General features: G+C 71.7%; 9 protein-coding genes. 4 read left to right on the forward strand and 5 right to left on the reverse strand.

All coding sequences use genetic code 11. From position 1 onward, the window contains the following. The 3 genes from ACWEOZ_RS24765 to ACWEOZ_RS24775 all read right to left on the reverse strand — a co-directional run. Window positions 1-490 (reverse strand): Uma2 family endonuclease (locus ACWEOZ_RS24765; RefSeq protein WP_451913056.1); only part of this gene is annotated, 490 nt, incomplete at its 3' end. A 33-nt stretch (window positions 491-523) separates the two neighbouring features. After that, window positions 524-2,089: a signal recognition particle protein gene (gene ffh / locus ACWEOZ_RS24770; RefSeq protein ID WP_451913057.1), complete on the reverse strand. Its 1,566-nt coding sequence runs from the start codon at window positions 2,087-2,089 to the stop codon at window positions 524-526. A gap of 64 nt (window positions 2,090-2,153) precedes the next feature. Further along, window positions 2,154-2,393, reverse strand: a complete 240-nt coding sequence (locus tag ACWEOZ_RS24775; RefSeq protein ID WP_451913058.1) for a hypothetical protein — start codon at window positions 2,391-2,393, stop codon at window positions 2,154-2,156. Between the two features lie 278 nt (window positions 2,394-2,671). Here ACWEOZ_RS24775 and ACWEOZ_RS24780 point away from each other — a divergent pair, with 278 nt between their 5' ends. The 4 genes from ACWEOZ_RS24780 (at window position 2,672) to ACWEOZ_RS24795 (ending at window position 8,561) form a co-directional block, all read left to right on the forward strand. After that, window positions 2,672-4,519, forward strand: a complete 1,848-nt coding sequence (locus ACWEOZ_RS24780; protein ID WP_451913059.1) for a stealth family protein — start codon at window positions 2,672-2,674, stop codon at window positions 4,517-4,519. 19 nt (window positions 4,520-4,538) lie between these two features. Next, window positions 4,539-5,810, forward strand: a complete 1,272-nt coding sequence (locus ACWEOZ_RS24785; protein WP_451913060.1) for a nucleotide sugar dehydrogenase — start codon at window positions 4,539-4,541, stop codon at window positions 5,808-5,810. Between the two features lie 5 nt (window positions 5,811-5,815). Next, complete coding sequence (locus ACWEOZ_RS24790) at window positions 5,816-7,888, forward strand: acyltransferase family protein (RefSeq protein ID WP_451913061.1); 2,073 nt, start codon at window positions 5,816-5,818, stop codon at window positions 7,886-7,888. A gap of 184 nt (window positions 7,889-8,072) precedes the next feature. Then, the gene (locus ACWEOZ_RS24795; protein WP_451913062.1) at window positions 8,073-8,561 is read left to right on the forward strand and encodes a CAP domain-containing protein; all 489 of its coding nucleotides are present in this window, start codon (window positions 8,073-8,075) and stop codon (window positions 8,559-8,561) included. Window positions 8,562-8,638: 77 nt separating this feature from the next. Here the strand turns inward: ACWEOZ_RS24795 and ACWEOZ_RS24800 are convergent, their stop codons facing one another. Both ACWEOZ_RS24800 and ACWEOZ_RS24805 read right to left on the reverse strand, forming a co-directional pair. Next, window positions 8,639-9,676, reverse strand: a complete 1,038-nt coding sequence (locus tag ACWEOZ_RS24800) for a class I SAM-dependent methyltransferase (protein WP_451913063.1) — start codon at window positions 9,674-9,676, stop codon at window positions 8,639-8,641. A 78-nt stretch (window positions 9,677-9,754) separates the two neighbouring features. Beyond that, window positions 9,755-12,256, reverse strand: coding sequence for a glycosyltransferase (locus ACWEOZ_RS24805; RefSeq protein ID WP_451913064.1), 2,502 nt, complete (start codon window positions 12,254-12,256; stop codon window positions 9,755-9,757). Window positions 12,257-12,304: the final 48 nt, after the last annotated feature.

The following is a 12,304-nucleotide window of genomic DNA, read 5'->3' on the forward strand; positions in this document are numbered from 1 at the left end:
TCACGCGCTCGGCAAGTGGATCGACGATCCAATAGGAGGGGATGCCGACCTCGGCATATTTCTTCAGCTTGGCCTCGCGATCACGGCTCTGCGACGACCTTGAGACGACCTCGACGACGAGCGGCACGTCGGCCGGCAGCACCGGGGAGTAGCCGGCGCCTTCCTCACGGATGAGCATGACATCCGGGCGCAGCTCGTTGTTTCCGTCGAGCAGGATCGCCTGCTCGATATTGATGATGAACTCGTCGGGACAGTGCTCCTCGATCGCGCTGCCGACTCTCATGCTGAGGAGCTGGTGGAGGGGGAGGGCCAAGGGGGTCAAGACGAGCCTTCCGTCGATCAACTCATAGCGAAGATCCGGAGGAAGGTTCGCGATGTCGTCGACGGTCAGGTCGTCACGGCGCAGCAGATCGAGCTCGGCCGGGAACAGCCAGGCCAAGGGCTCGGAAATGGTCATCGGCTCCTCCTTGAAGGGATCGACGTCAACCATACTAGCTCCATGCCTAGTTGTCGTATGCCGATATCAGCGCTTGTCGTCGCCGGGCTTCTTGGGGTTTTGAAGCTTGTTGAAGTCGATCTTCGGGAGCTTGAAGCCCGGCGGCAGCCCTTGCCCCGGTCCGCCGCCCAGAGCGTTCGGGTCCAGGCCCGGGGGCAGCTGCGGCATTCCGCCCGGGAAGCCGCCCGGCATCCCGCCGCCCACGCGGGGCCGGTTGCCGCCCTTGGTGCCCTTGCGCTTGTTCTTCGGGCTCTTGGTGGCCTTGCGGCGTCCGGCGCCCGGCAGGCCCATCATCCCGCCCATCTGCTTCATCATCTTCTGCGCGTCGGTGAAGCGGTTGAGCAGCTGGTTGACGTCCATCACCGTCACGCCGGAGCCGTTGGCGATGCGGACGCGGCGGGAGCCGTTGATGATCTTCGGGTTGGTGCGCTCGCCCGGGGTCATCGAGCGGATGATCGCCGTGACCCGGTCGAAGTGGCTGTCGTCGAGCTCGGCGATCTGGTCCTTCATCTGGCCCATGCCGGGCATCATGGCCAGCACGTTGGCGATCGGGCCCATCCGGCGCACCGCGATCAGCTGGTCGAGGAAGTCCTCCAGGGTGAACTGCTCGCCACCGAGCAGCTTGGAGGTCATCTTCTCCTTCTGATCCTCGTCGAAGGCCTGCTCGGCCTGCTCGATGAGGGTCAGCACGTCGCCCATGCCGAGGATGCGGCTGGCCATCCGGTCGGGGTGGAAGACGTCGAAGTCCTCGAGCTTCTCGCCCGTGGACGCGAACAGGATCGGCTCGCCGGTGACGTGCCGCACCGACAGCGCCGCACCACCGCGGGCGTCGCCGTCGAGCTTGGAGAGGACCACGCCGGTGATGCCCACGCCGTCGCGGAACGCCTCGGCCGTGGTGACCGCGTCCTGACCGACCATCGCGTCGATGACGAAGATGACCTCGTCCGGGTCGACGGCGTCGCGGATGTCGCGGGCCTGCTGCATCATCTCGGTGTCGATGCCGAGGCGGCCGGCGGTGTCGACGATGACGATGTCCTTCGCCGTCCGCTTGGCGTGCTCGATCGAGTCCTTGGCCACCTGGACCGGGTTGCCGACGCCGTTGCCGGGCTCGGGGGCGTACACGTCGACGCCGGCCCGGCCGCCGAGGACCTGGAGCTGGTTGACCGCGTTGGGGCGCTGCAGGTCGCACGCGACCAGCAGGACCTGGTGGTTCTGACCCTTGAGCCAGCGCGACAGCTTGCCGGCCAGCGTGGTCTTACCGGAGCCCTGCAGGCCGGCCAGCATGATCACCGTGGGCGGCTGCTTGGCGAACTGCAGGCGCCGGCCCTCGCCGCCGAGGACGGTGATGAGCTCCTCGTGGACGATCTTGATGATCTGCTGGGCCGGGTTGAGCGCCTGGGACACCTCGGCGCCGCGGGCCCGCTCCTTCAGATTGGCGATGAACGACTTGACCACCGGCAGCGCGACGTCCGCCTCGAGCAGCGCGAGACGGATCTCGCGCGCGGTGGCGTCGATGTCGGCGTCGGTGAGCTTGCCCTTGCCGCGGAGCTTGGTGAAGATCCCGGAGAGGCGGTCGCTCAAGGTGTCAAACACGGCGCAACTTCCCGTTGGTCAGAGGTGAGGAGATGACCGCAAGCCTAGCCGCACGCTCGCACGCTCACCGGTTGCGCATCCGGTACGTCTTCACCGCCGCCTCGATCCGGCGCTGGTTGCGGGTGCCCGGGGCCAGCGAGCGCTTCGCCCGGCCGTACAGGTAGACCCCGCCGCCGACCACGACCGCGCCGACGATCAGGTAGGCCAGCGCACCGACCAGCACCTGCAGCAGCTGGATCGCGATCCAGCCCACCACGATGACGCCGGCGATCGTCGCCACCAGGTACGCGATTGCTTTGCCCATCTCAGCCTCCCGAAGTGATACCCACCCGTCGTCCACCATGCCTCGCCCACGCAAGCGGGCGCATCGGGGCGGACCCGTAGGGGTGGCGGGACGGCGTTCGGCCCCGCCACCTGCATAAATCCCGTATACCGCAGGTAACAGGCGTAACTTCTGACATAGCACAGATGTCCGAAAAGCCGATATCGACCGCAACCTTCTGATGAATCACGCCGTTGAGGCACGAGGAACCGGGCGGCTGATCGATCGGCCCGACGAACATCCGGCGGAAGGACTACGGCGTGCCCCTGCGGCGGATCCTGCGACTTGCGCCCTGGGGAGTCCGGGCGCGCATCCTGAGCACGGTCCAGCACCGCGTCCTGCCCCACGTCGCGCCGGAACAGCGCCTCGGGATGGCCCGCCGGATCGTGCACCTGTCCGCGCCGCCCCGCCTGCCCCTGATGCGGACCGCGACGGACGCCCCGACGATGCGGGTCCGGGCCGGCCGCGGCTGGGTCACCGCACGCCGGGACCCGGCGGCCAGCCCGGCCGAGGTACGGCGGCAGAACCTCGACCGCGTCATCGCCGCCCTGGACACGGCCGGCGTCGACTGGTTCCGGGTGCCCACCCGGGCGCTGCTGCACACCGCTGTGGCCGTACCGGTGCAGCACCGGGCCCTGGTGGTCCGCGTGCTGGAGGAACTCACCGGGGCCGGCACCGGGATCCTGCAGGTCGTCCGGCCGCGCGGGCACCGGGGCCGCCGGGCCCGGCGCACCGCGGAGATCCTGCGGGTGTGCTGGCCGGTCACCGATCCGGGCGGCAGCCTGCTGCTCGGCCTCGACGTGGGCTGCGACATCGAGTTCTGGCGCCAGCAGGACGGAGTGCTGTCCGGGCCCCGGGCGAACCCGATCGCCGACGTGATCCCGGCCGACGAGCCGGTGGTCCGCGCCGGCGAGCCCGCCTTCGGCGCGTTCAGCGCCCCCGACGATCCCGCCCGCTACCGGACCCGGGAGATCTTCACGACGCCGAGCCTGGACCGGATCAGCTTCCCGATCGACGCCGTCTACACCTGGGTCGACGGCGACGACCCGGCCTGGCAGGCCCGCAAGGCCGCCGCGCTGGCCACCAACACCTGGCTGCACGGGGCCAGCAAACTCGCCAACAACGACTCCCGGTACGCCTCCCGCGACGAGCTGCGCTACTCGCTGCGCGCCCTGCACTGCTTCGCCCCCTGGATCCGGCACGTCTTCCTGGTCACCGACGACCAGGTGCCGGCCTGGCTGGACACCACCCATCCGCGGATCACCGTGGTCAGCCACAAGGAGATCTTCGGCGAGACCGGCACCCTGCCGACGTTCAACTCGCAGGCCATCGAGTCCCGGCTGCACCGCATCCCCGGGCTCAGCGAGCACTTCCTCTACCTCAACGACGACGTGTTCCTGGGCCGGCCGGTCGGGCCCGAGCTGTTCTTCACACCCGGCGGGCTGACCCGCTTCTTCCCGTCCACTGCGCTGGTCGACGCGGCGCCGCGCAGCCCGACCGACCCGCCGGCCGACTCGGCCGGCAAGAACAACCGGGAGCTGATCCGGGCCGCCTTCGGCCGGGTGCTGACCCGCAAGATGAAGCACACCCCGCACCCGTCGCGGCGCAGCGTCATCGCCGAGATCGAGGAGCGTTTCGCCGAGTACGTCGAGGCCACCGCCAACCACCAGTTCCGCCACCCCGACGACATCTCCCTGCTGTCGTCGCTGCAGCAGTACTACGCCTACCTCACCGGACGGGCCGTGCCGGGCACGATCCGGTTCCGCTACACCGACCTGGCCGCGCCGGTGACCCCGTTCAAGCTCGCCGACCTGCTGCGCCACCGCAACCTGGACGCGTTCTGCCTCAACGACATCGACTCCGACCCGGCCGTGGCGGCCGACCAGGAGGCGATGCTGGCCGACTTCCTGCCCGCGTACCTGCCGTTCGTCTCGCCGTACGAGCTGAGCTCGCCGCGGTCCGCCACCACCGCGCCGCCGGCCCCGCCCGCGCTGCCGGGCCGTCAGGTCGGCCGCGCCGTCACGGCGGTCACGGGCACGCTGCCCGCGCAGCACGACCGCAACCTCGGCACCGGAGAACAGAGCTCCACCAACACGCCCGTCGCCTGACCGGCGCTCGATCAAGGAGATGCATCCCGTGAGGTACGACGCCGTCATCCTCGGTCTCGGTTACGTCGGCCTGCCGCTGGCGCAGCAGGCCATCCGGTCCGGGCTGTCCGTGCTCGGCTTCGACGTCAACGCCGCGGTGGTCGACGCGCTCGGCGCGGGCCGCTCGCACGTCGACGACCTGTCCGAGGCCGACGTGGCCGAGATGCTCGCCGGCGGCTTCCGGACCACTGTGGACGAGAGCCTGATCGCCACCGCCGACGTCGCCGTGATCTGCGTGCCGACGCCGCTGTCCGACGGCGACGGGCCGGACCTGCGCGCGGTCACGGGCGCGACCGAGGCCATCGGGCGCAACCTGCGCCCGGGCATGCTGGTGGTGCTGGAGTCCACGACCTATCCCGGCACCACCGACGACGTGGTCCGGCCGCTGCTGGAACGGCTCTCCGGCCTGGTCGCCGGGCGCGACTTCCACCTGGCGTTCTCGCCGGAGCGCATCGACCCCGGCAACGAGCAGTTCGGCCCGCGCAACACCCCGAAGGTGGTCGGTGGTTACACCCCCGGCTGCACCGAGCGGGTGGCGCAGTTCTACGGGCGGTTCATCGACACGGTGGTGCCCACCCGGGGCACCCGCGAGGCCGAGACGGCGAAGCTGCTGGAGAACACGTACCGGCACGTCAACATCGCGCTGGTCAACGAGATGGCGCGGTTCTGCCACGAGCTGGACATCGACCTGTGGGACGTCATCCACGCCGCGTCGACCAAGCCGTTCGGCTTCCAGGCGTTCTACCCCGGGCCGGGCGTCGGCGGGCACTGCATCCCGATCGACCCGAACTACCTGAGCCACAACGTGCGCAGCAAGCTGGGCTACCCGTTCCGGTTCGTGGAGCTGGCCCAGGAGATCAACGCGACGATGCCGGCGTACGTGGCCCGGCGGGCGCAGAACCTGCTCAACGCCGACGGGCAGGCGGTGCACGGGGCGCGGGTGCTGCTGCTCGGGGTCACGTACAAGGCGAACATCGCCGACCAGCGCGAGTCGCCCGCCACCCCCCTGGCCCGGCAACTCGCCGCGCTCGGCGCGAAGCTCAGCTACCACGACCCGCACGTGCTGCGGTGGAGCGTCGGCGACGTGGAGGTGCCCCGCACGGACGACCTGGAGGGCGCCGCCGCGGCCGCCGACCTGGTGATCCTCGTGCAGCACCACCGCGAGTACGACGCCGACCACCTGGCCGGCATCGCCAAGCGGTTCTTCGACACCCGGGGCGTGACCCACGGCGCGGAGGCGCACCGACTGTGACCGAGATGAGCACCGCGCCGGTCACCCCCGCGCCCCGGCGGCACCAGCCCACCGGCTCCGGACCGGCCGTCACGCCGGCCCCGGAACCGGCCCGGCACCGGCGGGACATCGAAGGGCTGCGCGCGGTCGCGGTGCTGCTCGTGGTCGCGTACCACTGCGGTCTGCCCTTCGTCGGCGGCGGGTACGTCGGCGTCGACGTCTTCTTCGTCATCTCCGGCTTCCTGATCACCGGGCTGCTGCTGCGCGAGGCGCAGCGCACCGGCCGGGTCTCGATCCCGCGGTTCTACGCCCGGCGGGCGCTGCGGCTGCTGCCGGCCTCGACCGTGGTGGTCGTCGCGACGGTGGCCGCGTCGGCCCTGTGGCTGCCGCCGCTGCGGTTGTCGGAGATCGTCTCGGACGCGCTGCACACCTCGATCTACGCGATGAACTGGCGGCTGGCCGCGATCGGCACCGACTACCTGAGCGCCGAGTCGGCCCCGTCGCCGTTGCAGCACTTCTGGTCGCTCGCCGTGGAGGAGCAGTTCTATCTGGTCTGGCCGCTGCTGCTGCTCCTGGTGGTGCGGCGCGGCGGACGCGGGCTGACCACAGTGCTGGCCGTGCTGACCGCCGGTTCGCTGGCGGTGTCGGTCTGGCAGACGCAGCACAACGCCGGGTGGGCCTACTTCGGGGCGCACACCCGGGCCTGGGAGCTCGGCGCCGGTGCGCTGCTCGCGGTCGGGGCCGGCCGGCTGCGGCAGCTTCCCCCGCTGACCGCGAAGCTGCTGATCGGCAGCGGGCTGGCGGCCGTGGTGGTCGCGGCGCTGAGTTTCACCGCGGCCACACCGTTCCCCGGGTACGCCGCCCTGCTGCCCGTGCTCGGCACCGCGGCCGTCATCGCCGGTGGTTGCGCCCGCCCGGCCGGCCTGCTCGGCGCCCCGGTGCTCCAGGTCATCGGCCGGCTGTCGTACTCGTGGTACCTGTGGCACTGGCCGGTGCTGCTCATCGCCCCGTTCGCGCTCGGCCGCCAGCTCACCGCGGCGGAGAACGTCCTGGTCGCCCTCGGCGCCCTGGTGCTGGCCGCGCTGACGTACGCGCTGGTCGAGAACCCGGTGCGGCACCTCGCCGCCCTGCGCGACCGGCCGTGGCGGGGCCTGACCGCCGGCGCGGCCGTCTCGCTGCTCGCCGCCGGGCTGTGTGTGCTGATCACCGTGCTGGTGGGCAGCACCGGCGGCACGGGTTACCGCGCACCCGCCCTGACCGGCGTGGCCAAGCTCCAGCAGAACCTCGCCCTGGCCGCCGGGATGCCGGCAGTGCCGGCCAACCTCACCCCGGCGCTGGCCGCCGCGGCCAAGGACAAGCCCCGCCTGTACGCGGACAAGTGCTCCCCGGCGTTCGCGGACCCCGAGGTGAAGACCCCGTGCGCCTACGGTGACCTGTCCTCGCCCACCACGGTCGTCCTGTTCGGCGACTCGCACGCCGGCCACTGGTTCCCGGCCCTGGAGGCGATCGCCCGGCAGCGGCACTGGAAGCTCGTCGTGGTCACCAAGAGCGCCTGCTCGGCCGCGGACGTGGTCATCTACGAGGACGCGCTCAAGCGGCGCTTCACCGAATGCGTGCAGTGGCGCCGCGCGGCCTGGCGCCACATCCGGTCGCTGCGCCCGGCGAAGGTCATCATGGCCTCGACCCTGCCCAACGCCCCGCTGCTCGACGTGACCGGCTCGCTGGACGACGCCTGGTCGGCCGCGTGGCGGCGCTCGCTCGACGCTGTCAAGGGCCCGGGCACCGAGGTGTACTACGTCAACGACACCCCGTGGCAGGCCCGCAACGTGCCCGACTGCCTGTCGGCGCATCTGGACGATCCCGCGGCGTGCGCCCGCAGCCGGGCCGACGCGGTCCAGTTCCGCAAGCGCCGGGCGCTGATCGCCGGAGTGGCCCGGGCCGAGGGCGCGACGGTCATCGACCCGCTGCCGTGGTTCTGCACGGCGACGACGTGCCCGGTCATCGTGGGCAACCTGCTGATCTACAAGGACCAGCACCACATCACCACGGCGTACAGCCGGTTGCTCGTACCGCTGCTCGCGGAGGCGTTGCGCCGGTGAGGCTCCCGTTCCGCAACCGGCCGGCGCCACGGGCGCAACCCCGATACGGCAGGCAACTCGGCGGCAACTGAGCACTCACACCAAGGCACCTGAAGAGGCATCAGCGCACCCCTCGGGTCTTCCGAAGGGAATGGCGTACCTGGCGAACAAGACGTCCAGGCGGTGTTCCTCGAAAGGTTGACCCGTGCAGAAGACCCTGGTCCGTCGCCTCGCCACCCTCGCGATGATCCCCGCCGCACTGCTCGGCATGGTCGCGATCGCCACCCCGGCCGAGGCCGCCACCGTCTCCTTCACCACGCTGCAGACCCAGGTCGTCAGCCTGTCGAACAAGGAGCGGGTCAAGGCCGGCTGCCAGGGCCTGCGGGTCAACGCGGAGCTGCTCTGGGCGGCCCGCGGCCACAGCAAGTACATGGCCACGACCGGCAAGTTCAGCCACACCGGCTCGGCCAGCTCCACCTTCGTCGCCCGGGCCAAGGCCGCCGGCTACACCGCCGCGCGCAGCGAGAACATCGCCTGGGGCTACCGCAGCGCCGCCGAGGTCGTCAACGCGTGGATGAAGAGCCCGGGTCACCGCCGCAACCTGCTCGACTGTGGCGCCAGGACGTTCGCCGTCGGCGTCGTGTACTCGGCCAACGGCACGCCGTACTACACCCAGGACTTCGGCAGCCGCTGACCGCGGCGCCGCCCAGGCTTCACCCACCCCCCGAAAAGACCGGCCGGCATGCCCCCGCATGCCGGCCGGTCCCATCTTCAGACGGTGACGGGTGCCCCGGTACGCGAGTACGCCAGCACCGCGTGCCGCCCGAGCAACACGCGCTCCTCGGTCAGCCCCGGCACTTCCTCGGTCCACCGCCGTACGGCGTCCCGCTCGTCCTCACGGTTGGCATCGTCCAGCACGACGGTGGCCGTACCCGCGAGCCGCTCGGCGAGCACGGACAGCGCCGGGTAACGCGCATCCGGGCCGGTGGCCGCGGGCGGCCCGTCGACCAGCAACAGGTCGATGCCGGTGAGGTCGGTCAGCGTCTCCGCGTCGTACCACTGGTAGGTCTTGCCGTTGACCGTGAGCTCGCGCAGCGGGGCGTCGCGCACCTCGGCGACGGCGTTGAGGCCGTGGGCGGCGAGCATCGTGCGGGTCTGCCGGGCGTAGTCGGCGTCGTGGTCGAGGGAGACGAGCTTGCCGCCGTACTCCTCCAGGGCGTAGGCCAGCCACACCGTCGACGTGCCGCTGCCCAGCTCGACCACCAGCCGGGGCCGGCGCAGCCGGACCAGGTGCAGCAGGTCCAGCAGGTCGGTCGGGTTGAGCGCGAAGTCACCGGAGGACGGCATCGGCGCCCGCGGGGTGAACTGCTGGAAGAGCTGGACCAGCGCCTCGATCTCCCGGCTCTGCGCGCGCAGCAGCAGATCGGTGCCGTGCCCGCTCTGCCGCAGGCCGCGGGTGACGGTCCGGGTCAGCTCCTGATGGCGGTCGCCGGCGGTGAGCCGTTCCTTCTCCACCGTGGCGACGACCCGCCGCTGCAGCTGCTCCACGACCGTGCGCAGCTCGCGGTGCGCGTTCTGGTTGGCCCGGTACACCCCGCCGATCCAGCGGGACAGGTGCAGGATCCCGAGCAGGACGGCCAGCAGCAGACCGGCCACCAGCGACAGCGCGAGGCCCTGGTGGCCCGACCCGGCCGACCACCAGACCCCGGCGCAGAGCGCCAGGATCACCATGAGGACCACTGCCTGGGGGCGTGTCAGGCTGCGCAGCCGCACCGCCAGCCGACCGCCGAACCGGACCAGGCTGCTCATCGAAGGACCTCCAGAGTCATGCGCGCCGGGCCCGGCGCGGGTCACCACGATCGCCTAACGCCCGCGAAGACACCGCCGTTACGGTCGGGCGATCAACGCGCCGCGTTGGGCCGGGGCGACCGGGTGCGGCGCGGTGACGATTCCCGCGACGCGGTCGACGAAGAGCTGCGGGTCGTGCGCCTTGGCGACGACGGCCCGGGCCCGGCGGCTCTGCTCGGCGTAGAGCTCACGATCGGCGTGGTACCGCTGGATCGTCGCCTCGGCCTCGCCCGGTCCGCAGTAGACAGCGGCATCGCCGAACACCGCCGCGTGCCGCTCGGGCATCACCACGACGCAGCCCAGGGCCGCTGCCTCCAGGGCCGGCCGGGAGAACGTCTCGATCCGGTCCGGGCTCGGGAAGTGCAGGTAGAAGTCCAGCTGATGGACGAAGGTCCGCAGGTCCAGATCACCGGCCTCGTAGACCAGCCGGGACCGCGGGCCACCGGGGTGATATCCGGTACGCGGCCAGTCCGGCAGCCGCAACCGCACGTCCCACTCGCCGACCTCGTCGTACACGGTCAGCGCCGCCCGCACGTCCCCGGGCCAGACCGCCTCGTCACTGAGATCGGTGCCGACCACGGCGGGCCACTTGCCGGCGCCCTCCCGCGCGGCCGACCACCGCTCCCCGTCCACCACAGCCGGCAGGTCGTACGGCGTCAGCTCGACGGTCTCGCTGCGCAGCACGGCCCGTACCTGCGGGTCCTGCGGGCACCAGAGCGGCTCGGTGCCGAACATCCGCAGCGCCGCCCGCGAGCAGTCGGCCGGCACGTACCGGCGGTCAGCGTCGGCCAGCCGCCCGGGTGCCTCGTCGGCGACGATCAGCACCTGCCGGCCGCGCAGCAGGCACGGGTCGTCCGGCGGGAACTGCAGCACCGCGGCGTGCCGCACGATGATGAGCTCGGCGCGGTTCTCGTCACCGGGCAGCAGCTGGTCCACCCGGCCGTCGTTGACCAGCTGCTGCAGCGGCGCGCAGAGCGGCCAGCGCCGCCGGGCGGGCGGGCGCAGCGACTCGATCTGCATCACGGCGACCCGCAGGCCGCGCGCGATCAGCGCCCGGATCTCCTGCAGTCCCGACTGCTGCGCACCCTGCAGGAAACGCCAGTCGGCGACCAGCACGACGTCGTACTCCGGCCGCCCGGCCGCCTCACCGCGGGCCAGCCGCAGATGGTCGGGGGCGGCGAAGGGCCGGCGGCTGCCGTCGCGCGGGCGCAGCGGATCGGCGGCCCGGGCGGCGATCCGCGAATGCCACCGCTGGTACGCCGACATGTACGCGGTCCGCGCCGGGTGCATCCAGTACGGCCGGATCTCGGCCCGCGACAGCGAACCCAGCGCCAGCCGGATCAGCGCGAGCGGCCGCGAGTCGAGGTGCCGTACGGCGGCCACACCGAAGACCGCCACCATCCGCCCGATGTACTCGGAGTCGGCCGCCTTGCGCACCGGATCGAAGTAGCCCAGCCGGTCCATCACCTGGCCGCGGCGGAACAGCAACGACGACGGGTTGAACCGACTGCGGCGCACCCCGGGCCGGGTGACCAGCAGCTCCTCGGAGACGCCGAGGCCGTCGGAGGTGGTGGCGACCAGCCGGCGGTCCTCCAGCAACGCCTTGACCTGCAGCTCCAGCCGGCGCGGATGGGACCAGTCGTCGGAGTCCTGGAACGCCACGAACTCGCCCTCGGCGGCGTCCAGGCCGGCGTTGCGGGCCGCGTAGGTGCCCCTGTTCTCCGGCTGCTTGACCAGCCGGATCCGCCCGCCCAGCGCGACCGCCCGGGCCAGCACGGCGTCGTACTCCGGCGGCGAGGCGTCATCGACGATGATCACCTCGACGTTGCGCCAGGACTGGTCCAGGATCGAGCGTACGGCCGTGATCAGGCCCTCGTCGGGGTGGAACGCGGTGACGATGACCGAGATCCGCTGCGGCTCGTCGATGCCGGCGACCGAGGTGGCCACGGTCAGCCGGTCGAACGGTGGCACCCCGGCCTTGTGCTCCAGCGCCAGCGGCGGCTCCGGCAGCAGCTTGCGGAAGGCGGTCAGCCAGCCGATCACCGGTCCGCTGCCGGCGAACGGATTGGCCAGGTCGAGCTCGAGATCCGCGCGCACGCTGTCGGTGATCCGCCGGTACGCCGCGAGCAACGGCCGGGCCTGGTTCGCCCCCTGCCAGGCCAGGGCGAGCTGGACGTGCAGGCCCTGATGCGCGGCGGGCAGCGCGTCGGCGCCCAGCGCGGTGCGGATCAGCTCGTAGAGGGCCAGGGCGTCGGTGCGGTCCTCCGGCAGCATGTCCTGCTGGGCCAGGGTCTGCGCCAGTCCGGCCAGGACGGCGGGCTTGACCGCGCGGCGGCGCTGCTTGAGCCAGCGCGTGTCCCCGGCCCGGGCCGCGGTGAGCAGGTCGGCGTAGGACGCGTCGGACTCACCGAGCCCGGAGCGGGCGAGCAGCTGCCGCGCCCCCAGCGAACGGATCCGGACCGCGGTCGGCGGGACTGCCATCCGGACGTGGTAGCGGGCGACTCGCAGGTAGTCGTCGAGCAGACCGGGTGTCTCCCCCATGCGGCAACAGACCTCTTCACGTACGCCCTGGATGTCGCTAGGCGCAAC

This window comes from Actinoplanes sp. NPDC004185, from assembly GCF_053603475.1.

Coding starts and splice junctions, on each gene's coding strand:
- ACWEOZ_RS24775 (WP_451913058.1), bottom strand. CDS start 2,393: ATGGGCAAAGCAATCGCGTACCTGGTGGCGACGATCGCCGGCGTCATC.
- ACWEOZ_RS24785 (WP_451913060.1), top strand. CDS start 4,539: ATGCATCCCGTGAGGTACGACGCCGTCATCCTCGGTCTCGGTTACGTC.
- ACWEOZ_RS24790 (WP_451913061.1), top strand. CDS start 5,816: ATGAGCACCGCGCCGGTCACCCCCGCGCCCCGGCGGCACCAGCCCACC.
- ACWEOZ_RS24800 (WP_451913063.1), bottom strand. CDS start 9,676: ATGAGCAGCCTGGTCCGGTTCGGCGGTCGGCTGGCGGTGCGGCTGCGC.
- ACWEOZ_RS24805 (WP_451913064.1), bottom strand. CDS start 12,256: ATGGGGGAGACACCCGGTCTGCTCGACGACTACCTGCGAGTCGCCCGC.